At 45.7% G+C, this 24,031-nt stretch carries 21 protein-coding genes and 1 pseudogene; 8 read left to right on the plus strand and 14 right to left on the minus strand.

Annotated features, from left to right (window positions below):
• Window positions 1-334, minus strand: a pseudogene (locus BIZ37_RS09390) (calcium:proton antiporter); the annotation flags it as partial.
• 279 nt (window positions 335-613) lie between these two features.
• Window positions 614-1,066: a nuclear transport factor 2 family protein gene (locus tag BIZ37_RS09395; protein ID WP_222939630.1), complete on the minus strand. Its 453-nt coding sequence runs from the start codon at window positions 1,064-1,066 to the stop codon at window positions 614-616.
• Window positions 1,067-1,128: 62 nt separating this feature from the next.
• Between BIZ37_RS09395 and BIZ37_RS09400 the strand changes: the two genes are divergently transcribed.
• Window positions 1,129-2,022 carry a LysR family transcriptional regulator gene (locus tag BIZ37_RS09400; RefSeq protein WP_187461281.1) on the plus strand — a complete coding sequence of 298 codons (894 nt, stop codon included), beginning with the start codon at window positions 1,129-1,131 and terminating at the stop codon, window positions 2,020-2,022.
• Window positions 2,023-2,032: 10 nt separating this feature from the next.
• Here the strand turns inward: BIZ37_RS09400 and BIZ37_RS09405 are convergent, their stop codons facing one another.
• A complete protein-coding gene (locus BIZ37_RS09405; protein WP_187461282.1) occupies window positions 2,033-2,662 on the minus strand; it encodes an SOS response-associated peptidase in 630 nt (209 codons plus the stop codon).
• A 131-nt stretch (window positions 2,663-2,793) separates the two neighbouring features.
• Here BIZ37_RS09405 and umuD point away from each other — a divergent pair, with 131 nt between their 5' ends.
• The 4 genes from umuD (at window position 2,794) to BIZ37_RS09425 (ending at window position 6,148) form a co-directional block, all read left to right on the plus strand.
• Complete coding sequence (gene umuD / locus BIZ37_RS09410) at window positions 2,794-3,201, plus strand: translesion error-prone DNA polymerase V autoproteolytic subunit (protein ID WP_187461283.1); 408 nt, start codon at window positions 2,794-2,796, stop codon at window positions 3,199-3,201.
• 51 nt (window positions 3,202-3,252) lie between these two features.
• Window positions 3,253-4,509, plus strand: a complete 1,257-nt coding sequence (locus BIZ37_RS09415) for a Y-family DNA polymerase (protein ID WP_187461284.1) — start codon at window positions 3,253-3,255, stop codon at window positions 4,507-4,509.
• A gap of 112 nt (window positions 4,510-4,621) precedes the next feature.
• A complete protein-coding gene (locus BIZ37_RS09420; RefSeq protein WP_187461285.1) occupies window positions 4,622-5,152 on the plus strand; it encodes a chorismate mutase in 531 nt (176 codons plus the stop codon).
• An 81-nt stretch (window positions 5,153-5,233) separates the two neighbouring features.
• Window positions 5,234-6,148, plus strand: a complete 915-nt coding sequence (locus tag BIZ37_RS09425) for a LysR family transcriptional regulator (RefSeq protein WP_187461286.1) — start codon at window positions 5,234-5,236, stop codon at window positions 6,146-6,148.
• Window positions 6,149-6,200: 52 nt separating this feature from the next.
• On the opposite strand, the gene BIZ37_RS09430 is transcribed toward BIZ37_RS09425, so the two are convergent.
• From BIZ37_RS09430 to BIZ37_RS09455, 6 genes are all read right to left on the minus strand, one after another.
• Window positions 6,201-7,073: a radical SAM protein gene (locus BIZ37_RS09430; RefSeq protein ID WP_187461287.1), complete on the minus strand. Its 873-nt coding sequence runs from the start codon at window positions 7,071-7,073 to the stop codon at window positions 6,201-6,203.
• A 231-nt stretch (window positions 7,074-7,304) separates the two neighbouring features.
• Window positions 7,305-8,111, minus strand: a complete 807-nt coding sequence (locus BIZ37_RS09435; protein WP_187461288.1) for an SDR family NAD(P)-dependent oxidoreductase — start codon at window positions 8,109-8,111, stop codon at window positions 7,305-7,307.
• 233 nt (window positions 8,112-8,344) lie between these two features.
• Window positions 8,345-9,358 (minus strand): DUF2860 family protein, encoded by a 1,014-nt coding sequence (locus BIZ37_RS09440; RefSeq protein WP_187461289.1) that lies wholly within the window; start codon window positions 9,356-9,358, stop codon window positions 8,345-8,347.
• A gap of 211 nt (window positions 9,359-9,569) precedes the next feature.
• Window positions 9,570-12,035 carry an ATP-binding protein gene (locus BIZ37_RS09445; RefSeq protein ID WP_187461290.1) on the minus strand — a complete coding sequence of 822 codons (2,466 nt, stop codon included), beginning with the start codon at window positions 12,033-12,035 and terminating at the stop codon, window positions 9,570-9,572.
• Window positions 12,036-12,256: 221 nt separating this feature from the next.
• The gene (locus tag BIZ37_RS09450) at window positions 12,257-12,466 is read right to left on the minus strand and encodes a cold-shock protein (RefSeq protein WP_036830632.1); all 210 of its coding nucleotides are present in this window, start codon (window positions 12,464-12,466) and stop codon (window positions 12,257-12,259) included.
• Window positions 12,467-12,919: 453 nt separating this feature from the next.
• Window positions 12,920-13,129, minus strand: a complete 210-nt coding sequence (locus BIZ37_RS09455) for a cold-shock protein (RefSeq protein WP_039461130.1) — start codon at window positions 13,127-13,129, stop codon at window positions 12,920-12,922.
• Window positions 13,130-13,639: 510 nt separating this feature from the next.
• On the opposite strand from BIZ37_RS09455, the gene BIZ37_RS09460 reads away from it, so the two are divergent.
• Both BIZ37_RS09460 and BIZ37_RS09465 read left to right on the plus strand, forming a co-directional pair.
• Complete coding sequence (locus BIZ37_RS09460; RefSeq protein WP_039461131.1) at window positions 13,640-13,948, plus strand: DUF496 family protein; 309 nt, start codon at window positions 13,640-13,642, stop codon at window positions 13,946-13,948.
• Window positions 13,949-14,196: 248 nt separating this feature from the next.
• On the plus strand, window positions 14,197-15,456 hold the full coding sequence (locus tag BIZ37_RS09465) for a MipA/OmpV family protein (protein ID WP_370577325.1): 1,260 nt from the start codon (window positions 14,197-14,199) through the stop codon (window positions 15,454-15,456).
• A gap of 131 nt (window positions 15,457-15,587) precedes the next feature.
• Here the strand turns inward: BIZ37_RS09465 and BIZ37_RS09470 are convergent, their stop codons facing one another.
• Window positions 15,588-16,175: an FMN-dependent NADH-azoreductase gene (locus BIZ37_RS09470; protein WP_187461291.1), complete on the minus strand. Its 588-nt coding sequence runs from the start codon at window positions 16,173-16,175 to the stop codon at window positions 15,588-15,590.
• Window positions 16,176-16,185: 10 nt separating this feature from the next.
• Between BIZ37_RS09470 and BIZ37_RS09475 the strand changes: the two genes are divergently transcribed.
• On the plus strand, window positions 16,186-16,410 hold the full coding sequence (locus BIZ37_RS09475) for a hypothetical protein (RefSeq protein ID WP_187461292.1): 225 nt from the start codon (window positions 16,186-16,188) through the stop codon (window positions 16,408-16,410).
• 261 nt (window positions 16,411-16,671) lie between these two features.
• Here BIZ37_RS09475 and rsmF read toward each other — a convergent pair whose 3' ends face one another.
• From rsmF to BIZ37_RS09495, 4 genes are all read right to left on the minus strand, one after another.
• On the minus strand, window positions 16,672-18,102 hold the full coding sequence (gene rsmF, locus BIZ37_RS09480) for a 16S rRNA (cytosine(1407)-C(5))-methyltransferase RsmF (protein ID WP_187461293.1): 1,431 nt from the start codon (window positions 18,100-18,102) through the stop codon (window positions 16,672-16,674).
• 198 nt (window positions 18,103-18,300) lie between these two features.
• Complete coding sequence (locus tag BIZ37_RS09485; RefSeq protein ID WP_187461294.1) at window positions 18,301-20,928, minus strand: MlaD family protein; 2,628 nt, start codon at window positions 20,926-20,928, stop codon at window positions 18,301-18,303.
• On the minus strand, window positions 20,909-22,105 hold the full coding sequence (locus BIZ37_RS09490; protein WP_107298193.1) for a paraquat-inducible protein A: 1,197 nt from the start codon (window positions 22,103-22,105) through the stop codon (window positions 20,909-20,911). Before BIZ37_RS09490 ends, BIZ37_RS09485 begins: the two co-directional genes overlap by 20 nt.
• Before the next feature lie 46 nt (window positions 22,106-22,151).
• Window positions 22,152-23,981, minus strand: coding sequence for an ABC transporter ATP-binding protein (locus BIZ37_RS09495; protein ID WP_187461307.1), 1,830 nt, complete (start codon window positions 23,979-23,981; stop codon window positions 22,152-22,154).
• Window positions 23,982-24,031 lie beyond the last annotated feature (50 nt).

Raw genomic sequence — 24,031 nt, forward strand, 5'->3', positions numbered from 1 at the left:
CCATTATCAAGGCAAACAAGGTATCCCTTGCCAATACTGGGTTCGAGTCACCTGTGAGCATCAATGATGAAAGCATAATGACTTTAAGTACGACGACAGATAGCGTCAAAATAAGCGTGCCGTAGGGATCACCGAGCCGAATTGCCATGGCATCGGAGTGGCGAACAACGGCAAAAATAGCGGTCATTACCACGTAAAATAATATGCCTGTGGTGAGCAAGTATAAAATAGGGGAGTTATTTCCACCTAGCAGGGTATTGCCAGCCATTTTAAAAAATAAAATGGCAAGCATACCGACAACCAGAGTGTATTCTTGTTTTAGTATTTTTAACATATCAGCCTTTCGAAGGTATCCCTACCGCGCGTTACCATCCTTTAGCGAGGTAATAGGGCTGGAAAGCTACTGATTCCATTCCAGTAGTACTTAAGGCGTACATTAGAGAGGTTGGGGGAGTGAGGCGATGAATTAGTGAAATTCATTCATGACGCTACTGCAGGTTGGAAAAATACAGTTCGTTACTATTATCTTGCTGTGCTCAAATAGGTTTTTATATCCAAAACGGTACAGACCACCGTTGTGAACGGCGGTCTTCTGATAACCTACCCAGCCATTTTAGGCTTCAGATAGTGGGCGAAGAAAGATCTGCTCTCGAAGAACTTGCCAGCGATCCTCTTCAAATCGTAATTCGATATTGCAGAGTAACTTCATTTCTTCACCGTTCATTCCACTGTGTTTACGACTCAATACGCATACAGCCGAGTCACCTAAAATGTGAAAATCATGCCATTCCGCCCAAGTGTTAAGCTGCTGGCTGCCTTCTTGTGCTTGCTTGGCAAAGTGTGCTTTGAACTCTGCCTTATTGAAGGTCTGAACTGTGCTATCAGGCATGATTAAAGTGGTGTGAAAATCTTTGTGATAGATGGTCTCGAGCGCTTCAATATCAAAATTTGTTGCGCGGTCGATAAGATGATCCATTGCTTCACGAATTGCTTGTTTAGTATGGGTGGGTTTCATGCTGTTTCTCTCTTCATATTCGATGTTGTTGACGAAGAGAATCATAACCATGATGGTTTTGTTATAGAAGTAAGATAAAATGAACAGTATCTATTCCAAAATCGAATGATAGTATGGATCAACTTGGTGCAATGCGTGTTTTTCTACGCGTTATACAGACCGGAAGCTTCTCGGCTGCAGCGAGAGAGCAAAACAGCTCTCAAGCTACGGTGAGTAAAAAAATTGCAGCTTTGGAAGAGCGGTTAGGGGTTAAGCTCATAACACGTACCAGCCGTGAATTATCACTCACTCAAGCGGGTCAGGAATATTATGACCATTGTGTCAGTATTTTGCAGGAAATCGATGAGGTTGAGGCAAATGTGCGCTCTCAAGTATCTTTACCCAAAGGCACTCTTCGTATCGCAGCCCCAGCACCGCTTGCGCGAATATTGTTAGCGCCACTAATCGCCGAGTTTTTGCATGAGTATCCAGACATTGAGGTGGATATGGTGATTGGAGAGCGGCCTATAGATCTCGTCGCCGAGGGCATTGATATTGCAATTCGAGCTAAAAAACTGGAGGACTCATCGTTAATAGCAAGGCCTCTGTTCGACAACCCGCTACAGTTGGTGGCATCACCAAAGTACCTGGATAAACATGGCATACCAGCCACACCTAACGATCTAAAAAATCACCACTGTATCGTTTATACCTATAACCGCTCACTCAATAACTGGCATTTCAAAGAGAACGACAAAGAGGTTTCTGTTTCAGTTCAGGGTGCCTTTCGAAGTAACAGCGGTGAAACCAATTTGGAAATGGCGCTCGCAGGATTAGGTATCACCCAACTACCCATTTGGATGACAGAGCAACACCTGGAAACGGGAGCACTAGTTCAAGTATTGGAGGGCTTCCCCAGTGATACTGTGCCAATTAACGTAATCTATCCCCATAGCCGCCATATCCCTTTAAAAGTGCGCTGCTTTGTCGATTATGTACAGAGTAGGCTACGGGCTAAGTATCCGTGATATAACGATTTCATGCTGGCACATTGGTTGGGTTAATTGACAAAAGAGTATGGTTGCTAGCTCGGTTTTGAGCTTGGCTTAATTGATCCAGTAGCAACTCAATCGGTTTCTGGTTTCCTAGCCAGTCTTCAATTTCGTTAACGCTAACCAACAACGGCATCCGGTGGTGGTAAGGTTGGCAAACTGTATTCGCCGCAGTGGTTAGGGTGACCAGTTCGGGCTGCTCTCCCTCGCTTGGTTCGAACCATAGCCCAGCCATGTACAAGGGCTTGCTTTCGGCATGGCTGAAAAGGTATTTCTGCTTACTGAGCCCGCCTTCATCCCGCCATTCAAACCAGCCAGAGCATGGGACAATACAACGCCTGTGCTGCATTGCGTTGCGCCAGGTGGGTTTTTCCATTGCGGTTTCAACTTGTGCGTTGATCAGTAGTTTTTTCGCCCATGCAGGTTTTATCCCCCATGTCATTTCATATTGCTGCAGGCCGTTGGTACTAGAGCGGGGGCTAAAATTTTTGCAGAGTGTGGTAACGATTTGGCTAGGGCAGAGATCAGGATTGTCGGTGGTGTTGTAGCGCACTCGTAATTCATCAGATACCTGATTATTCAGTATGTTAGCGAGAATGTTTAACCTTCCACACATGATCTTACTTCCTATCGTTCGCTTCGAAAGCCGTGGTGCTTATAAAAGCAGCTATTGATCAAGGTGCATCTTGACCGCTGCTGAGTCTAGGATAACAATAATACTGTATAAATAAACAGTACTCGTGAATTATGAACTTTATTCCATTTTATGCCAGTGCGGGGATCACCGGATTCGAGAGCCCTGCCGCTGATTATCTGCAGCTTCCTTTGTCGTTGGATGAGTTGCTGGTGGAGCACCCCAGTGCCACATATATTGGTTTGGCCCAAGGTAGAAGTATGGAAGGAGTTGGCATCTACGATGGTGATGTGCTGATTGTAGACCGCCATATCGAGGTGAAAGATCACGATGTGGTAGTGGCGAACCTTAACGGGGAGTTTGTCTGCAAGTTGATCGATACCAAGCAGCGACGGCTATTGTCGGCAGCGTCGGGTTATATGCCGGTGTTTGTTTCGCAGCACGATCAGTTCACATTAGAAGGGGTGGTGACGCGTTCAATTCGTTGCCATCGCAAGAGCCTGATCTTTGGTGAAAGTTGATGACTGTCTTTATGAGAGACAATGCTCACGGAAGTATAAGCCGGAGGTGCCATGTACGCGTTGGTAGATGCTAATTCATTCTACTGCTCGGCAGAGCAGGTGTTTAGGCCGGATTGGCGCGGCAAGCCTATGGTTGTGTTGTCGAATAACGATGGGTGTATTGTCGCCGCTAATCGGCAGGCCAGAGAGGCTGGGGTAGAAAAATTCAAAGCCTATTTTGAAATGCGTGGCCTGTGTGAGGCGAAAGGTGTGATCGCCTGCTCGTCGAACTATGAGCTATACGGCGATCTCTCCAGCAAAATGATGGAGGTGATTGGCCGTTTTGCACCTGAGCAGCATGTGTATTCCATTGATGAATCTTTCCTGGCATTTCACCAATGCCGACAAGCTATTCCAGACTTATCCCACCATGCTCAGCGTTTACGAAGAGCGGTCTGGCGAGAGTGCCGGTTGCCTGTTTGCGTGGGAATGGGCCCGACGCTAACGCTTGCCAAGGTAGCTAACCATGCCGCTAAGAAAGTACAGGGCTACCAAGGTGTCTGTGTTATAGATTCCGAGCCTCGGCGCCTAGAAATATTGGCCCAACTGAAAACCTCGGATGTGTGGGGGATTGGCCGCCGGATTGCCAAGCGCTTGGAGTTCATGGGGGTCAATACAGCATTGCAGTTAGCGGCAATGAAGCCGGGGCTAACGAGGAAGTCATTCAACGTTGAGGTCGAGCGGACAGTCCGTGAACTTAATGGCGAGGCGTGCAAAGGCTGGGATCAGACTCGGGCTGATAAGAAGCAGATCTTCTCGACCCGTAGCGTTGGAGAGCGTATTACCTGCCCTGATAGCCTACGCCAAGCCTTATGTAAGCATGTGGGCGTTGCTGCTGAGAAGTTGAGAAAACAACGTTCTCTTGTCCGTGTGATGATGGTGTTTGCCTCGAACTCGCCTTATGACGAAAGGCCGCAGGGCTTCAAGCAAGTTTATCGTTTTGCGTACCCTACCGATGACAGTACCCAGATCACTGCTGCCGTTGCCTCAATGCTTGATCAAATCTATGCGCCGGGAGTGCGATATTACAAAATCGGGGTCGGTTTGATTGATTTGGTTTGTGGGGAACATGCTCAAGGGGACCTTTTCGATGAATCCGCATCCAACCCGGCATTGATGAAGGTATTTGATAGCCTCAACCAGCGCTATGGTAGGGATAGCTTGTTCCTTGCTGCGCAGGGGATTAATCCGAAATGGGCGATGCGGCGGGAACTCCTTTCACCACAATATACTACCCGGTGGCGGGATATTCCTCGGGTCAAATGCTAGCTCAGAGATTCATTGTTATATCCGGCAAGAGGCTCAATAAGCATTGAAATGCATAGTTGCGGCGAATACCATTGGTTTGATGTGTTACTCATTGAACATTAAAGGAATAGTGATGGTTAAAGCAATATTGGTGGGTTTGTTATGTATGGTGTCCGTTCAAGCATTGGCAGCACCTTCTGCCAGTGGGTTGTTTAGTGCAATCGCCCAGCGGTTAAGTTACATGGAAGATGTGGGTCTTTATAAAGCGAATCACAATTTACCCATTGAAGATATTGCACGTGAAGAAGTCGTTATCAGCAAAGCGTCAGAGTCAGCAGCAGAAGTAGGGCTGGATAGCCAGAGTGTTAAAGGCTTCTTCCGGGCCCAGATTTCAGCGGCTAAAGCGATTCAGTATCGTTATCGGGCTGATTTGCTTAATACGCCAACAAACCGTGAACCGAGAGATCTGAAAACGGTTGTGAGGCCAGCGCTAATTACCTTGGGAGAGCAAATCAATCAAGAGGTCCTTGCATATTTGAATGCGGGTGGGCAGTTGTCAGAAAAGGATTGGAATGCCTTCTCTCAGACTCTTGAGCTTAAATACCTCTCCGAAGCCGATAAACGCGCTCTGTTTGATGCGCTTTCGGCGATTAGTTTGAAATAGCGTGTCTTGCCTTTACCCGCTTTGGGGTTGATAATTGATAGTTAATTATCGCAATTATTCGAAATACATTGATAATACCCAATGAATATTGAACATTTGAAATTGTTTGTAAGGCTGGCGACGACCCATAACATCAGTATGGCCGGACAGGAGCTAGGGCTGTCTCCGGCAGTTTCAAGCGCCCATATTAATAAGCTTGAAGAAGGGCTTGGGGTTAGGTTGGTTCACCGCACGACACGTAAAGTATCATTGACTGAAGAAGGACAAGCCTTTTTGCCACATGCCGAAGAAGTCTTGGCAAGTGTTGAAGCGGCAAGGGCTTCTGTTGGTGCAGGGAGTGCATTGCCTGTCGGAACATTACGCGTTACAGCGCCTGCTTCGTTCGGTCGTATGCATCTTATTCCTGCTCTGAAAGGCTTTCTAGCTCGTTACCCTGATTTAACCGTCGATTTTCGCTTTAGCGACACTATCGTCGATATGGTTGAAGGTGGTTTTGATATTGCTATTCGTGATGCAGAGCTACAAGATTCTACACTTATCGCCCGCAAGCTCGCGCCAGATAATCGTATTATCTGTGCCTCTCCAGAATATCTCGAGGCACATGGTGAACCTAAGACACCACACGAGTTGAACGATCATCAATGTGTGAATTTGGCCGGGCTAACTACTTGGGTGTTCGATAGCAAAGACGGCCCGATCAGCGTGAAAACCAAAGGTAGCTTTCGAACGGATAACGGCGATGCGATGCGTGATGCTTGTACCGATGGGCTGGGTATTGCCATTAATTCAACTTGGAGTGTCTACAAGCAATTGGAGCGCGGTGAGTTGGTTCAGATCTTAAAAGACTACCCATTGGTTTCCGACACGGCAATTTGGGCCGTGTATCCAAGTTCTCGTCTACTTGCCCCGAAAGTCAGAGCCTTTATCGATTATTTCAACGACTATTACGGCAGCCCACCATATTGGGATATAGGTTGGGATACAGATGTGATCTAAAGCTTCCTGATTAAACCGGCATTGGGGGGCAATACCCAGTGCCGGTTTTTGCTTACCAAGAAAAGGTTTGAATAACGTTTTCTTGGATGATTGGGTTGGTGGCAATCGCATTGTTAACCTGTCCAAGGAATTGTTTTTGGTAGGTTGGCAGCATGCCTTTTAGAGATACGATGTTGTTACCGTGATCGCCCCAGTACATCGTTTCGAAATCCAGGTTCTCAAGCAGGTACCTTTCTTCTTCGAGGATCTGCAATGGGGTCGGTAATATAAACTCTCCACGGTTTACTTCTTGTTCCAATTCCGTACCCGGTTGAATAGCCAAGGCCATAGGGGCAATTTGTTCTGGCTGCATTAGGTTGAGCAACTTTGTGGTTTCTACGATGTGCTCTTTTGAGCGCTCACGCCCGCCTAAACCAAAGATAAACGATAGCAGCATTTCAATACCGGCTTCTTTAGCCAGCGCCATACCTTCAAGTGCTTGCTCAGGAGTCATGCGTTTTTTGATCCGCTCCAGAACCACTCTGTCACCAGACTCTAATCCCGCATAAGCCATACTTAACCCTGCATGTTTTAACTCTTTGAGTTCCGATGGGGATTTACGTCTGAGATCGTTCAACCCACTGTACAAGGATATCTTTTGGCACTCGGGAAAGGTTGCTTTGATTTTCTCAAAAATTTTGAGCAGAAAATCGGTGCGTGCCGCCATGACATTGCCGTCGATAAGAAAGATAGATTCGACATGGGGGTAGAAGCGCCTAGCAGATTCTATATCTTGGAATATATCGTCGATATCCCGAATCCGGAAGCGCTTGTCGCTGAACATATTACAGAAGGTACAGTGGTTCATGCTGCAGCCTAAAGTCGTCTGGATCAATACGCTGTTTGCTTCAGTCCAAGGACGATAGATTTTGCCCTCGTAGTGCATAGGGAGTCTCCAACTTGCTTTGGGTTAGCACCCCTCACAGGTGAGTGCTGTATTGTGGAAGCAGGATAACAACCTATGTTAACGATGATAATTGGCGTAAGTGGTGAATCAGTTTATAGATAATTTTGATAATTGCTTGGAAATAACAGACAAACAAAAAGCCCATGACCTAATTAGATCATGGGCTTGGCTTTTTAGAGAGCTCAAGCGAATAGCGAAAGCTCAAGGAGATTACTGAAAGCTCGCCAGTGCAGAGTCCATCGCTGTCATTACGGCTTGAACTTTTTGATCGTTCAATGCATCGGGATGCGGTTGACCGAACTGGCCGATGTCGTTGTCGAAGTACAGACCGTGGGCATTAGCAAATTCATCGGACAGTGCACCGCGCACCAAAATATCTGCACCGACACTAAGATCACTACCAGCAATACCAAATGCACTTTTTACCATTTTACTGCCAAGCAGTGACTTGGGATTGACTGACGCGATCATCGGGCCAGATTCTTTCAACGCAAGCCCCATGCTGCGAGACCACATAGTGATAGCCAATTTACTTTGGGCATAAGCGTCACCGGCAGAGAGTGGTTTGTCGCCAGCAAGCGCTGATAGGTCAACAGGTGCTTGGGCCGCAGAGGAGAGGTTAATCACCCGACTATTTTGTCCCAGCAGTGGTAGCAACGCTTTTGTCAGTAGGTATGGGGCAAAGGTGTTCACTGCGTAGCGTACATCAAAACCATCACCGGTGGTTGCAACAGGTGCATTGTAGACACCGGCGTTGTTAATCAAAGCATCTAAGTGGTTATGTTTTGCTGTGATTTCTCTCGCCAGCACGTCAACTTCTGACAGTTTGGACAAATCAGCCACATAGGTTTCTATTTTTGCGTTACCTTGTAACTGCTTGAGCTGTGCTTCCACATCGTTAAGCTTGGCAGGGTTACGGCCATGCAGAAGAACATTGTGGCCTTGAGATACGAGCATTTTCGCTGTTTCAAATCCGATGCCGTCGGTTGAGCCGGTAACAAGAATCACTTTTTGCATTGCTGTATTCCTTGGTGAAGTAATCACATGCTGGATGGATGAATGCGTGGTATCCAGCAGAGCAGTTCGGTAACGCTATGAATAATAGCAGCTTTAAAAAAATTGATAATGATATTGGCTAGCGAAACAGTTTAAACAAAATATTGATAATAGGGGCTAAAGATAATGCCGGATAACTCGACTTAAATGAGGTTATCCGGCAATTAAATAAGGCAGTTTTTGAAACAATGAAATCAGAAGCGATAGAGCAAGCCAACACTGAATAAGCCTACCGAGGAGTCATAGAAGTTAACATCACTGTCTTGATCAAACCAAGCCACCGACCCGTTTGCCAGCCAATTTTTCCAGCCAAATGGACTGGCGTAAAAAGCCGTGAAGCTTGCACCAAATTGGCTGCTGTCTATCTTCCTATCATCAAACAATGGATGCCCTTCGTCAAAGGACAGTTCTGAAATGTAGACGTTTGTTACTAGACGCCAACGATTTACCGAGTAGATATAGTTTGCGCCGAGTGAGTAACCGTCATAAGCCATCGCATCACCGTCGGCATCCAGATCGATGACAGAGAAGAGAGGTACTAGTCGATGTCTAGGTGAGTCCCACGTGAAAGTGTATTGTGCAGTGAAGCGATGAAGATCACCATTACGGTTAAGTAAGGTTACGTCTTCAGACTCTAAGCCTTGCGAAACACCGCTTAGTTCGTCATCGATATCAACATCACGGTATGAGTATCTGAGCTCTAAGCCTGTGCCGTACATCCGATCCCAGATTAATCGATAGCCGTTAGCCGTACGATCCGTTTTTGTTCTCGGGGACCCGGTAAGGAAAGGGTCTGACCATACTTCTGTTGCCAGCGGGGTATATAGAAAGCTCGCACCTAACACACCGGCTTTACCTATTTCCTGCCGGATACCAGCAAGCGTCGAGAAGTCAAACCGGATATAGTCTTCGAGTTGGTTACCGATAAAGACTTGTGTGCGAGAGTTGGCGAAAGTATAGGCAATTTCAGCAGCGATAATCGGTATTGCAGAATCCTCACTACTAGCAGAGCCATCGATTGAGTTAATTGTGCTGTTACTTAAATCAACAGAGCCAAATTGGGCTAAGGTATTCGATTCAACACTCATTCCGCCGACACCGACATTTACAAAGCCAGAAAACCCACTCTCTGTGGGAATAGGCTCTATCGCATAAGCATTGGAGATAAAAGCGGTTGTCATAACTAATGGCAGTACCGGCCGAATCATATTGAAGCTCCAATTAAGTTTTAGAGATAGTGTTAAAAAATTAGGAGAATTTCTCAAAGTTGTAAAATGTAGGGAGTGTAGTTCTTATATTTAATAAAGCTGACTCAAAATTGAGTTCGGAATAAGTTGGAGGGATTTACTGCTGGTGGCTTTGCTTTATCCGTTTACTGGTGAGAAAAAAGCAGGCCAGCGCCTGCTTTTATAGGTTGTATTAGTCCGTGATAAGAGTGGGTGACGAACTTAAGTTGACCTGTTTTTTCAGCTTCTCTAAAAGGACATCTCGTTTGAATGGTTTTGGCAGGTAATCATCCATGCCACAATCAAAGCACTGCTGGATATCATCATCAAGAATAGAAGCGGTGAGCGCGATGATGTGCGTGTTTTTCAAACCATGTTCTTGTTCCCATTCCCGTATTGCTTGCGTGGCCTCAAAGCCGTTCATAACAGGCATCATGCAGTCCATCAAAATTAGCCCAATATCGCCATGGTGTTGTTGGTAGAGGGAAACAGCTTCTTGACCATTATTTGCAATCAGGTAGTCAAAGCCAATGCGCTTTAAATTAATACAGACAACTTGCTGGTTAACTTTATTGTCCTCGACGATAAGAATGGATTGCTTGCCACTTGTAGTGGGCTCGGGAGCATTGATGGCTATGCTCGAAGAGTTTTCAATCGCTTCGGGGGCATGGTTATGAGTAACAAAAGCGGTTTTCAGCATATTGTTTAGACGCATACCAAACAGAGGAGCAGTAACAAGGGCAACAACATTACTCGCCGTATCATTTACTATCTCATTGTTCTGGCGAACATAAACAATGTTGAAGTTTACCAATGTGCTACTTGCTTGTGGTAACAAGCAAGGTTTATCGATAATCACGATGGCATTGGGCCTATTAGCAGCAAGAACCTCATCGACAGTGTGGCAATGCGTTAGTTGATAACCAAAGCGAAGTATTTCACTGACCAGTAAAGCATTGTGCTCTTCTGCCAAATACAGCACTGGCAGGCTAGAGACTTGATCAATAGTCTGCTCGTCATGTAGAAATGACAGTGTAAATGAGAAAGTGCTGCCTACGTGCTTTTGCGATTCAAGTTGGATTTCTCCACCCATCATTTCAACTATCTTGGCGGAGATAGCTAAGCCAAGACCTGTTCCGCCATACTGAGAGGATGTTTGGCTTGTCTCTTGTTTAAACTCCTCAAAGATGTGGGTCTGTTTGTCACTATCAATGCCGATCCCTGAATCTTGGACAGAGAAGAACACCTCTGTGTGTGATGGGGAGTGACTGACTTGCTTGGCTGTAAAAGTAATCGCGCCTGAGTCCGTAAACTTAATGGCATTGGAGGCAAGGTTCATTAATACTTGGCGGACCTTTTGTTCATCTGCTTTTATGTAGTCGGGCAGGGATGTTTCCATGTCGACGACCAAGTCAATGCTCTTTTGTTGGGCCTTGGGTGCGATAAGGGCCGCTGTGTCAAAAATCACTTCTTTAAGGGCACAGGTATGCGGGGCTATCTCCAAATGGCCTGATTCGATTTTGGATAAATCCAAAATATCATTAATAAGCATCAGCAGGGTTTGTGAGGAAGCATTGATCGTTGATAGGTAGTCTTTTTGAACGGCGCTGAGTTTCGAATCCGATAATATTTCCGTCATGCCGAGAATGCCGTTGAGCGGCGTTCGAATTTCATGAGACATATTTGCCAAGAAAGCACTCTTGGCCTTATTTGCTTGTTTTTCATGCTCACGGGCGTTTATCAAGTCCTGCTCTAAACGATGGGTTTGCCGGATGACATAAAGTAGAACGAGAACAATAGCAATACATAGGGCCAGAGCGACCATTTTCTTGTAACTTTCGTATTGGTGCATGGTTATGGCGATCTGTTTCGGTGTCTCGGTAAACAGGTTATTTAAGGTGTCTTCAAGGGAGTGAATGGTATTACGAAGTTCGCCATGCATGCCGTCGTTATGGGAGTAGCCGAATGTTTCGTATGTACGCTGTAATACATAAAAGGCCTGGCTAAATTCCACGAAGCTGGTGGTTGAGAAACGTAACTCAGGTGCCGCTTCAAGTGCCTTTTGAATTTCAGTGAGGTTATTGTCGATATCTGGCAGCAGATTACTGTCAAAGTCATTGAAGAACTGATACATCAAATCCTTTGTTGTGAGGGTGAGGGCATCAATCTCTGGCGCGTTTATACCAATCAGATTTTGCTCGAAAGCAAGGGCGGTATCTTTTAATTGATCGATTAAACTTATCGAGCCATTTTCCCCGAATATATTTTGTACGGTATGACTCATCGCTGAAAATTGCTGGTAATAGCTATCCACATCAGCAATAGCTTGCTGGTTTGAATAGCTAGTTGTAATGTCATGTTCATTGAGCGATTGATTAATGCTTAACAACTCTGATTTCAGTTGAGAGTAAGCACCTTCCATCTTTGATAAATAGCTTGAATCTACTCTGGCGAGGTAATCTTTTTCATGCCGGCGTATCATCAGCATGCTATTTGAGGCTTTTATAATTTTGTGCTGCAAAGACTGAAGCTGGGTGTATTTATTATGAATAACATGATCGGTGATAAAAAAAGCGAGTAGAAGAGACAGTATGCCGATTGCCCCAGTAATAAGCAGGCGCCGGATAGACTGTGTTTGAAGAGTTTGACGTTCTTCCATGTACTTGGATCCCTGAAAACAGAACAACTTAGCTTCAGTGTATGGTTAAAGGGAAGTAAAAGCGTGCTTGATTGAATTTTGTTATCTGATTTATGTCAAAAATGTTACATCTGACAGATTTCGGAAAGTAAGGTGAGCGCAGAAGATAAGAGGTTGAAAAGGATTGAATTAAAAAAGGGCGCCCTAGGGCACCCTTTTGGAATTCTTCACGTTAACGCGAATTAGATGCGCTCAACGTTAGCAGCTTGAGGACCTTTCTGACCTTGTTCGATGTCGAAAGATACTTTCTGGCCTTCAGCTAGAGATTTGAAGCCTTCACCAGCGATAGCACGGAAGTGAACGAATACGTCAGCACCGCCGTTGTCTTGAGTGATGAAACCGAAACCTTTCTCGTCGTTGAACCACTTAACGATACCAGTTGCTTTAGACATGTGATGTCTCCTGAATAAAATAATTAATAAACGCTTGTTGCGTACTTAAGCCATCATAATGAATTACTTATGGACAAAAGAATGTTGAGCTCTTCAGGACAACGTCGCTCGATGAAGCGGTGTAACGAAGTTTTCTATTTCAATTTGTTGCATAAATAGGTCTGCATTTCAGGCCAAGCACATTAGGCCACACGAGAGGGTAGGTGGCAAGCAATTACTTTAAAATTTAATTATTTATATCGAAAAATGTGATTTGTATTGTACTGAAGCCATTGTTTTACTGAGGGTATACAAGAGCTTATCACTGTTTTGGCGGATTTAGCATCAAATTAGAGTGAAAGGTCGAAAATAAAGCGAGAAATTGTATGTGGGTGATATGTGTGCAACTAAGAGGTTAATTTAAAACGTAAAAAAGGGCTTTAACAGCCCTTTTGTCCAAGTGAAAACGAGAAATTAAATCTTTTCTACGTTTGCAGCTTGTAAGCCTTTTGGACCTTGCTCTGTTTCAAAGCTAACTTTTTGACCTTCCGCTAGCGTTTTGAAGCCGTCGCCAGTGATCGCACGGAAGTGAACGAATACATCAGCACCGCCGTTGTCCTGTGTGATGAAACCGAAACCCTTTTCTTCATTGAACCACTTAACGGTACCTGTTGCTTTAGACATGTTGTCTCCTGAATAACTTACATCTGTACATATGCCAATACTATTTAACCGAGGTAACAATTGAATCTTTTTTGCTCCAGTTGGACTTGCAAAATAGTATTGCTAGATGAAGCGATTCAGAAGTCAATGTTGTATCAACGCCAAACATTACTGGTCAATTCAAAGATTAGGCAGCATTGGGCTAATTGCAAATAAAAAAATAAGAAAATTGTGGCGACTTTCACAGGATTTCTAATAACCTGAATCCCCACTGAAATAGTCTCACAAGTTTAACTAAATCTTACTTTCTACTTTCATCAATTTGTGATGTATCAAGTGTATACCTAAGGGATGAGCCGCGTTAAGCCGATGGCGACTCGAAGCCACCAGCGGATACCTTTACCGAAACTGAAATATGTCAAGGAAGCAGCCTGTTTTGGTTTAACTGCTCAAAATGTGACTTGAGTGGCAATACAAGTTTCTGCTATAACGGGGGCAGTTAGGTTTTGTAGATTCATATAAGGACAAACAATGAACACTATCCTAGAGCTAGTTCGTCAAACTCGTCGTAAGAACAAGCTAAAGCGTGAGATCCTAGATAACGACCGTAAAATTCGTGACAACCGTAAGCGTGTTGAATTGCTTGAAAACCTACTTGATTACATCAAAGCTGATATGACTCATGATCAGATCGTTGAAATCGTTGAGAACATGAAAGGCGATTACGAAGATCGTGTAGATGACCACATCATCATCAGCGCTGAGCTTTCTAAAGAGCGTCGCGAAGTGAGCAAGAGCGTTAAAGAATTGAAGAAAGCAGAGATCGCTTCTCACCAGTAATTCTTAAACTGTTTTACAAAAGCCCGATCAATATCGGGCTTTTTTTATGCTTTTTTTACCATGAGACGACAATGATATGGTTAAAAATAGGTATAAACTTAAATAACAATAATTACAGTTCCTGTTATTTTGAGGGTTATTGATTGTCTAAACATTTTGCATTCATCGCTTGCTTGCCATTGGTTGCTATAGCGGCAGAGACAGAGCAGCAAAATCCAGCGAATGAAAATGAAAAACCACTCGGTTTTATCTCGGTTGATGATTTGAGGCAAAAAAGAGATGAGGAAAAGAAGTGGGGGCTAGCTGCTGTGATGCGCAGCGCTTCGATCCCCTATGCGACAGAGTCTGTTGTTGAGGACTCTACGGTCTCCACCTTCGTGCCCATGATGTTCTACCAGGGGAACCGTTTGTTCCTCAATGGAACTGAAGGCGGCCTCAATCTATACCGTGAACAAGACTGGGAAGTGAACGCCCTCGTTCGAATGCACTTTATCGATATTCCTTCTTCTTTTCAGAATGAGATAGGCGGCGACACGGCTGATTACGGTCTGCAATACAAATATCATTGGGACGAAAACTATCATACTGATTTCGAATTACTGTCTGACCCTGATGGCAGGTTCAGCTCACAACTCTCTATCGGTGGGGACTATCAATATAATGATTGGCGTTTCCTTCCCAAAGCCTCTTTGATTTGGAAAGACAGCGATTACAACAGCTATTACTATGGCTTAGACTTTGAAGATATTGATTCTGGCGTCGATGTAAAATTGGGATCTGCTTTCACTTACCACGTCACATCGAACTTGTATATTGTTGGTGGGGCATATGCCCGCTACTTTGATAGCAATACCCGCGATGCTGAATTGATCAGTGATAACTGGCAAGGGGAAGGCTATCTTGGCTTTGGTTTCTTCAATGATGCCAAGAAGCCAAGAAAGGCTACTATTGGCAACAAGCCATATTTGCGAGTGGCTCATGGCTGGGCAACCCCATCGAATATGGGCGATATCTTCACGGGCAAAGGTGAAAAGGATGAGTTTAATAATCAACTGACTTCTGTGTTCTATGGCCACCCGCTAACGGACGAGTTGTTTGGTTTGCCGCTAGATATCTACCTAACCCCAGGTTTTGTTTGGCACTGGCACTCCGACGTTCAAAGCTCAAGCCAAGAATATATCATGGCGATAAAAGCCTACTATACCTTTACCTGGCCAGTTGAGTGGCGGTTTGGTGTCGCGGAAGGCTTGTCGTATGTTAACCGAATTACATACATAGAGCAGGCTGAAATGGACCGTAAAGGTTATGAGCCAAGTAAATTGCTCAACTACCTCGATTTCTCTTTTGATGTGAATTTGGGAGATGTGTTTAACCATAAGCCATTGGATGGAGTATGGTTGGGGTACAGCTTGCACCATCGCTCAGCAATCTTTGAGAACGCATCCCAGTTTGGGCGTATCAAAGGTGGAAGTAACTATAACACCGTGTATCTGCAGTTTGATTTCTAGAGTGAGATAAGCTGTTTCGACATTCAAGAATAAAAAAGCCTTACCCATCAGTTAAACACAGTAGCGAGAATGGGTAAGGCAAGATGTGGGGCAGTGCCGCGAGAAGACACTGCCTGACTCTTCTAAATTGATTATTGAGCTAGGCTCTCTAGCTCTAACTTCGCTTGGGCAATACCTTTCGCTGCCATTTCATCACCCATTGCCAGTGCTTCGCTGTATACCACTTCCACATCGGTTAGGCCTACAAAACCGAGGAAGGTTTTTAGGTAAGGCACCATGATGTCAGTGTCACCACCTTTGTGCATACCGCCACGAGTCGTTACGACAATCACTTTTTTACCTGTTAGTAGGCCAACAGGACCATTTTCTGTGTAGCTAAAAGTTACGCCAGCACGGGCAATCAAGTCGAACCAGTTCTTAAGCTGAGTCGGGATAGAAAAGTTATACATTGGCGCACCGATAACCAAGGTATCGCTGGCTTTGATCTCATCGATTAGCTGATCAGAAAGTGCAATGGCTTTAAGCTGCTTCTCGCTGAGGTTGTCACCACCGCGAAGACCGCCAGCAATTTCACCATCCAGAACCGGCAATGGCTGAGCGGCTAGGTCACGCTCAATAATAGAGCTGGTGTTCATCGAATTTACCAAGTGGTCGATAAGACCGTTTGATTGTGAGTAGTCACCGAGAATGCTTGATTTTAGTACTAGAACGTTTGACATAGTGTGCTCCTTGAAATGCATTGCCGTTTGGCTTGGAACTAACTATACGAATGGACAGCATAAGAAGATAGCGGAAAAAATCGGTGAAGATATTCGAAAAAATCGAATAGGGGATTTGTGGTATAAGGTGCTGATTTTATGTGTTTTTATTTTTGGTGGTAATTTGATGGATGAATTTTGCTTGGGGTTTGAACAAAAACATCAACAAGTTGATGCTGATACTTGTCTAAAGTGAGATAGACAAAAAATAGCCCGAAACGACTCCTGTTTCGGGCTTAGGGGAATGGCTCGTGAGAGCCTTGCGCTAACTGGTTAGTAAATGGAGATCAATTACACTTTCAATGTTAGTTCAAGCAGTATGATTTGCCAGTTTTACCACTAAGAATGTTATTCATCTCTGATACTTAACAAAAATGTCCTGTTCTCTGAGCAATTATGTTGCAGTTACTTAATGCTAGTAGTAACAGCGATAAAATACTTGCTCATAAACTGGAAATTAGATGTCAAATAAGTTGGTATCTCTTACCAGTTCGCGAGGCAATCCATTTTTAATGCGGTTACCGACCCATTTGCCAATACCGATCGGGTAGTCACGGTAAGTAACAATGACCTCACCTTTACCGGATAGGTCTTCTGGACGAATATCTCGTCCCATAAACCATTCTTTGGCTTGCGCAGCATTTAGTGCTATGGCGGTTTTCTCTTGACCCGTGGCCAAGGTCATAATGGCCTCGTGTTGCCAGCGGTAACCTTTCTTGTGCTGCTCGGCAAGCTTGATGCCGATACGCTGGAAGCGAATCTCACTAAGAAGCTTGTGAAGTTTTGCCGGGAACAGCCAGACTTCTTTGTCACGTAGCCAGATTTCACTGTCAGCAGGAATATCCAAGTCAATGTCTTGTTTGAATGCTTGGGTAATGGCTTGGCTATCTTTGCTACTTGCTAGGCTGAATGGGAATTTACCTTTGCGCTTTTTGACCGCCGGTGATTCAACGCTAGCCAGTTTGCGGATACGAGCGACAAAGAAGCCTTCACTGTCGAAGATCTGCGGGTAGACATGCAGGAAGCCTTCTTCAGTCAGGGCCTTATCTGCACCATCGAACAAATCAGACAGTGATTCAAACTCAACAGCATCACCAAAAGTGTCTTTCAAATGCTGGCAGACTTTTTGGTTTTCACTGAGGTTCAACGTACAGGTGGAGTAAACCATTACGCCGCCGGGTTTCAGGGCTTGGAAACCGCTAATGATCAGGTCACGCTGAACAGCGGCAATCTCTTCCACAGATGCCAAGCTCCAGTTAGCCATTGCATCATCATCTTTGCGAATTGCGCCTTCTCCTGAGCACGGAGCATCTAGGAGGATAGAATCGAAAGACTCTGGGGCCCAACCACCAAATACGCAGCCGTCGAAGTGGGTAAGGGCGGCATTGAATACGCCACAGCGTTGAAGGTTAGAGTGGAGTACTTTGATTCGGCTTGCTGCCAACTCATTGGCAACCAAAGCCCCTTCATTTTTCATTGCACAGGCAATCTGAGTCGTCTTTGAACCGGGTGCAGAGGCCATATCAAGGACGCAATCAAGCTTGTCGTTATCTTTCAAAAGCGCGACAACAGGCATCATAGAGCTGGCTTCTTGAATATAGAACAGGCCAGCCATGTGCTCTGCGGTATTGCCTAGCGAGACCGACTCTTCATCTTCACGCTCAATCCAGAATCCAGTATCACACCAAGGAACAGGCGTGAGGGTCCAACCTTTGTCAGCAACACGGTTGAGAAAGTCTTCCACACTGATCTTTAGGGTGTTTACGCGAATACTACGACGCAGAGGGGTTTTACAAATAGCAATGAATTCATCCATGCTCAGGTGTTCTGGCATGATTTGGCGAATTTGCTCGATGAATGCGTCTGGGATATGAATATTAGGATGCAAGGGAATGTCTCGATTATCTAGCAGTTGGGCGGGAGTCTACCATTTGTGGGTAGATAGGTAAAAGGAGGATGCTTGGCGATGGGCGATGGGCGATGGGCGATGGGCGATGGGCGATGGGCTTGTGGTTAAGTCTGAGTTCATCAGATCAGATTTCAAGATAAAAAAGGAGCATTGCTGCTCCTTTTCTATCATATGGGGTTAGTGTTTCGGGATGGCGGTGCGCCAGGTCTTCCACTCTGGTTTGGCTGTATCGTGCAGCAAGAAGTGGCTGTCGCTCTTGGCAATTGGCGAGAGTGGTTGGCTTTCCGGTGTGGCGAAAGCAATGCCACCACGGATCAGGCTGTCCACCGTACCGCTCTGTAAAGTTGCACCTGTCAGGCCAATGGTGACGTCGATACCGGAGACATTCCAAAACACACTGTCTGTGCGGACTAGGTGGCTGTAGCTCTGTTCAACTTGGGCTTCGATAATGACCCTGTCTGCCAGTTCACCCAGGCTCACTTTCACCACTTCGCCTACCTGGATATCGCGGTATAGCAACGGCGTGCCTTCGCTGATCGAGTTGCGTTTTTCGGTTTCCAAAATCACGCTCAAGCCTTTGTTCTGCAATTGGGCATTGCCAAGTGTGAAGCTTTGTGAGTAATGACCCTTACCCGGCGTGACAGCAATATAACTGCTAAGCAGTGTATCTAGGTTCTTGGCCCCAGTGATGCTGATTTTCGGGCTGACAATCCAGAATTGGCTATCAACTTTTGCCAGCAGCTCGGCGTATTTCGGGAACAGGCGAGCTTTGACGATAACCTTACCAGTATTGAAGTCGGGTTCGATTTCAACCACTTTACCGACATTGACGCCTTGGTAGCGGATATCAGTACTGACCTTAATGGTTTTTGCATCAGCTGCAATCATGGTTACTAGCAGGCCGTAATCTTTGGCTTCTTTATAACTCTTATAAAGCTTATAACGGTTGCCATTGCGGTTGGTAACACCTTCAAGCTCATCAAAAGCGATACCACCTTTGATTAGGGTGCTGATTGGGTCCGCCTTGACATGCACGCCATCCAACCCAGCTTCTACCTCTACGCCAGAGCGGTTCCAGAATACCGTGTTTGCTGAAATAAGGTGGCGGTATTTATTATCGACCTTTAGCTTTATCGTGACGCCGTCACGTGTTAATTCATAGCTAGCCACTTCACCCACTTCCATGTTGCGGTATAGGACAGGGCTGCCCTCTGAAATAGGTGGAAGCTCATCGGCATACAAACTAATCGCTGCAAACCCTTTGGCTTTTTCTGCGGCTAGGGTGGCAAGTTGACGGCTCTTGTAAAGCGGGTATTGGCTGAGCACTTTGCTAGAGCCCCCACTAGTAAAGCTGATGCTTTGACTGATCAGCTGATCAGCCGGTGGGACAGAGACATCAAGCCCTTGGCTGCTCAGATTGGCTTGAATACCGCCATCAATATAGAAGCGGCTACCAGAGCGAACTAACTTGGTATATTGAGGCTGAACAATAACATTGAAGCGAACTTTAGAGCCATCAAGCCTGACCGATTTAACACGGCCAACTTCCAAGCCTCGGTGTTTGAGTTTAGTTCCTCGTTTGATGCCGTAGCTATCATCTGCATAGAGGGCAAAAGAGGCAACGCCAGGCTGCTGCTCCTGAAGTTCATCTTGGTTAATCGCAACAAATTGACGGCTAGTTTCGCCATTACCCGGGATCAGGGTCAGGAAGTTACCACGCAGAAGGTTGCCTATGTTCTTCACACCATTGAGAGAGAGTTCGGCTTCTTCAAGCAGCATCTTTGAACCTGTGGTTAGCAGATCACTCATCATAGGCTCAATGGCCGCATGAGCGACAATGGTCCCTCGCTCTTTATCAAGCCGTATATCGGAAATCTGACCAATCTGCAGGCCGCGATACACAATCGGTGCGCCACTTGCACTAATGTTACTGTTCTCTGGCAGGTCGATAGTAATGGCGATCCCTCGACCCGCAGTGTTCAGATCAGGATAAAGGCGGAAGAGGTGATCAGGTTCAATAGGTAATCCTTTATCGGGGGAGTCAAAAGCTATCGCGCCACTGATCATGGCTGATAGGCTTTCAAACTGAACATCAACACCGTTGAAGCCAATGTTGGCACTCATGCCACTGACATTCCAAAAACGACTTTTGTTCGTCACCAAGTTGGCGTATTGCGGCTTGATCAAGACATCAATAATGACTTGTTTGTTGTTCTGGCTGAGGCTGTGGTTGTATACCTCACCGACAGGGATTTTCTTGTAGAGAACCTGCGAGCCAATATTGATTGAGCCTAAATGGGGTGCACGCAGTTGGATCTTTAAGCCTTCGCCAACAGGCGTATCGGCAGGTTGGTTATCAAGGGCGTCGAATTCATTGGCAAATTTCCCTTCACCCGGCTGCAATGCAATGTAGTTACCGGAGACGAGGGCATCAAGGCCTGAGATACCTGTGATAGAGGCTTTAGGTTTGACTAACCAAAAGCGTGTCCCTGAACGAAGGGTTTGTACGGCTTCGGGGTAGATATCCGCTTCGACATAAATACTCTTAAGATCGTCTGATAGGTTCACGTCACGGACGATACCCACTTCTAACCCTTGGTAACGGATTGTCGTCCGTCCTGCCACTAAGCCTGCAGCATCGTTGAAGTGAATTTTGATCCGTTCACCGGCCTCATTGACGGCTTTGAAAACCAGCCATCCTGCGAGAACCAAGGCTAGCACGGGGAGAATCCATAGCGGGGAAATCCCGCGATCGCGCTTTATATTGACCGGTGTAGGTTGTTGATTATTTGGTCCGTTGTTCATAGTTGTCCCATATCAGACGAGAATCCAAGCTTTCAGCGGCAAGCATTGTCAGCACCACCACGACACCAAAGGCAATAGCACCAGGGCCTGGGGTGAAGTCGAGCAATTGATCACGGTCGATTAACGTTACCATGATCGAAATAACGAAGAGATCCATCATTGACCATTTGCCGATCCATTGGATAAAGCGGTATAGCTTCATGCGCTGAAGGTGATTAACACTGCGCTTGAACTGGATGGTCAATAGGATGAAGGCCAATCCAAGGATTTTGGCAACTGGCACAACAATACTGGCAATGAAAATAATGATGGCAATGCCGAGCATATCTGAGTTCACCAACGAGGCGACTCCGGAGAAGATGGTATCTTCAACCCGCTTGCCATTATTAAGAAAGATCGAAATCGGATACAGGTTCGCAGGGAAGATGAAGACCGTCGCTGCGATGAGGTATGCCCAGGTTTTCTGGATAGACTGGGGCATGCGCTTGTGAAGCGGGAAGTCGCATCGCACACAGTTTTCATGCTCATCTTGCGTCATGTGGCAATGATGGCAGTGCCTCGCATGGCTGTACTTCTTGTGCTCGGTTTCTGGTTGCCATGCTTCCCAGTAGCGGTTGATACTGATACGGGTTAGGAGCAGGGCTGTTAGCAGTTGTAGTAGCACCAATGAATATAAACCGGGGCCGACAAAGATGTCCGCATAGTCTTGAACTTTAAAGCAAGAAATTCCTAGGCTAACAAGGAAGACATCGAACATCGCCCAGTGCTTGAGGTGTTCAATAATCCAAAGTGAGCGGCGAAACAATTTGATTCGGCGGAACCGCAAACCAAGTTGCGCACCTAAAACTGAACCACAAACCAGTAAAGGGGCAATAGAACTACAAAATAGGATAAGTAAGGCGACGGCTGGAAAGTTAGGCGCAAGAGAGAAAGTGCCAGAAGTCAGCGTTGCCGGGATCATGACCCCGAATAGGCGGATAGTGATCAGGGGAAAAATATGCGCTGGGATAAAAAGGATAAGACAGGCTAGGGCAATCGCTAGTTCACTGGAAAAACGAAAATGACCACCTCGGTACAACCGGGTGTTACAGCGTGGGCAATACGCACTTTGTCCCTGTTCAGCGACCTGCGGAAGCAAAGGTAAATCGCAACCGGGGCATAGTCTCGCTGTGGTCATTAACGTTTATTCCTTTAAAGTATTAATCTAAATGAACGGTATTTTATTATTTTAGGTTCATTCTGGCTACAGGTACTTGTGTCATCGAATCATTTTGATTTTCAGCAGATTGTACAGAACCATACAATGTTTGGTACAAGCCTTCTTCGTTCACTAACTCGTGGTGCGTACCACTTTGGCTAACCTGCCCATCTTCGAGCACGTAGATTACATCAGCTTGTTTAACCGCAGATAAACGGTGAGCAACAATCAGCGTTGTTCTATTTGCAAGAAATTGATTTAGGGCCGTATGCAATGCCGCTTCTGTTGCGGTATCTAATGCTGAGGTCGCCTCATCCAGAATAACAAACTCAGGGTTGGTCAGCACCATACGGGCAATAGCAAGTCTTTGTCGTTGTCCCCCGGACAATTTAATTCCTTGTCGGCCTATTTCTGTGTCCAATCCTTCAGTTAAGCGCTGGGTGACATCGGTCATTTGGGCGATCTCAAGTGCCTGCCATAACTGCTCGTCAGTGTATTCACCACCTAACGTCAGGTTGTGGCGCATAGTATCATTAAATAATACAGGCTGTTGTAGGACCACTGCCATTTTGTTGCGTAGTGCCTCGTAGCTCACATCTTCTATCGGGTATCCATTAACCAGTATGTCACCTGCGTCTTTTTGATAGATGCCAAGTAGGAGCTGGATTAGGGTTGATTTGCCGCCACCGGAAGAGCCGACCAATGCAACACGTTTACCCGCAGGAATACTCAAACTCATCCCACGTAAGACTTCTTTATCTTCATCATAGGCAAAATGGATGTTTTTTATTTCAATATCAAGGCTATGGTCACCATTGAACGGATTAACTTTTTGTACTGGGCGCATTTCTTCTTCGATAGCGATAAGGCCATTAAGGCGCTGCATAGCCGCAGATGCGCTGTACCAAGCAAACTGGATGCCTAATAGTTCCTGTACAGGGCCGAGCATGAACCATAGGTAGCCGAATACTGCGAACATCTGACCGACACTGAGATCAGTAAACAGCACCATAATCATGGCCATGGCACGAAAGAGCTCGAAGCCGACGAGAAACAGTAAGAAAGAAATGCGGCCTGCCGCTTCAGATTGCCACGCATATTTGTCGGCATCATGACGGATATCGTCGGCATTTGACTTTAGCTGGGTCAGGAAATCACGCTCACGGTTTGCGGCACGCAGTTGGTAAATACCGTCTAGCGTTTCCACTAAGCGTTGCTGGAAGCGTTCAAAGGCTTGGTTTTCTTTTTTCTTTAGGGTTTTTACTCGGTTACCCATCAGTTTGGACGCATAAACCACAATAGGGTTCACTAATAAAATGAACAAACCAAGTTGCCAGTTCAGCCATAACAGGATGGCTGCTGTACCAATTACGGTAAGGAAACCCACCAAGAAGCGGCTTAGGGTATCACCGACAAACTTATCGATGGTTTCGACATCAGTAATAAGGTGGGAAGTGATACCGCCGCTGCCACGTTCCTCATACTGACGCATGCTGATACGGCCTAATTTGTCGATCAGGTGTTGCCGCATGTTGAAGGTAATATCTTTGGCAACCAAGGTGAACTGACGGCTTTGCAGGATGTTTAGTGCTTGGCTAGCGACACGCATCAAAACAACAAAGAGCAGTACCAGCAAAATATAAGCAGTAGGCTGTTTCAGGGAATCAGGTAAAAAGTGGTTTAGGAATTCGATGCCGCCGGCAGGCTTGTCGAGCAAGATTTCATCGACCATTAAAGGCATTAACAGTGGAATAGGGACACTGATAAGGGTCGCAATGAGCGCAATAATATTGGCTGCAATTAAGCGGGGACGATGATTTTTCGCTTGCTTTAGCAGCCAAGACCAGTTAATCATTTGGTTTGAATCGTTTTTCACAATGATAATGATTCCCATTATTGATAAAA

Source organism: Photobacterium sp. BZF1, from assembly GCF_014349205.1.
GTDB lineage: Bacteria > Pseudomonadota > Gammaproteobacteria > Enterobacterales > Vibrionaceae > Photobacterium.

Coding starts and splice junctions, on each gene's coding strand:
- umuD (WP_187461283.1), top strand. CDS start 2,794: ATGAACTTTATTCCATTTTATGCCAGTGCGGGGATCACCGGATTCGAG.
- BIZ37_RS09435 (WP_187461288.1), bottom strand. CDS start 8,111: ATGCAAAAAGTGATTCTTGTTACCGGCTCAACCGACGGCATCGGATTT.
- BIZ37_RS09425 (WP_187461286.1), top strand. CDS start 5,234: ATGAATATTGAACATTTGAAATTGTTTGTAAGGCTGGCGACGACCCAT.
- BIZ37_RS09470 (WP_187461291.1), bottom strand. CDS start 16,175: ATGTCAAACGTTCTAGTACTAAAATCAAGCATTCTCGGTGACTACTCA.
- BIZ37_RS09450 (WP_036830632.1), bottom strand. CDS start 12,466: ATGTCTAAAGCAACTGGTATCGTTAAGTGGTTCAACGACGAGAAAGGT.
- BIZ37_RS09430 (WP_187461287.1), bottom strand. CDS start 7,073: ATGCACTACGAGGGCAAAATCTATCGTCCTTGGACTGAAGCAAACAGC.
- BIZ37_RS09440 (WP_187461289.1), bottom strand. CDS start 9,358: ATGATTCGGCCGGTACTGCCATTAGTTATGACAACCGCTTTTATCTCC.
- BIZ37_RS09495 (WP_187461307.1), bottom strand. CDS start 23,981: ATGATTAACTGGTCTTGGCTGCTAAAGCAAGCGAAAAATCATCGTCCC.
- BIZ37_RS09445 (WP_187461290.1), bottom strand. CDS start 12,035: ATGGAAGAACGTCAAACTCTTCAAACACAGTCTATCCGGCGCCTGCTT.
- BIZ37_RS09485 (WP_187461294.1), bottom strand. CDS start 20,928: ATGAACAACGGACCAAATAATCAACAACCTACACCGGTCAATATAAAG.
- BIZ37_RS09395 (WP_222939630.1), bottom strand. CDS start 1,066: ATGGTTATGATTCTCTTCGTCAACAACATCGAATATGAAGAGAGAAAC.
- BIZ37_RS09490 (WP_107298193.1), bottom strand. CDS start 22,105: ATGACCACAGCGAGACTATGCCCCGGTTGCGATTTACCTTTGCTTCCG.
- BIZ37_RS09405 (WP_187461282.1), bottom strand. CDS start 2,662: ATGTGTGGAAGGTTAAACATTCTCGCTAACATACTGAATAATCAGGTA.
- BIZ37_RS09455 (WP_039461130.1), bottom strand. CDS start 13,129: ATGTCTAAAGCAACAGGTACCGTTAAGTGGTTCAATGAAGAAAAGGGT.
- BIZ37_RS09420 (WP_187461285.1), top strand. CDS start 4,622: ATGGTTAAAGCAATATTGGTGGGTTTGTTATGTATGGTGTCCGTTCAA.
- BIZ37_RS09400 (WP_187461281.1), top strand. CDS start 1,129: ATGGATCAACTTGGTGCAATGCGTGTTTTTCTACGCGTTATACAGACC.
- BIZ37_RS09415 (WP_187461284.1), top strand. CDS start 3,253: ATGTACGCGTTGGTAGATGCTAATTCATTCTACTGCTCGGCAGAGCAG.
- BIZ37_RS09460 (WP_039461131.1), top strand. CDS start 13,640: ATGAACACTATCCTAGAGCTAGTTCGTCAAACTCGTCGTAAGAACAAG.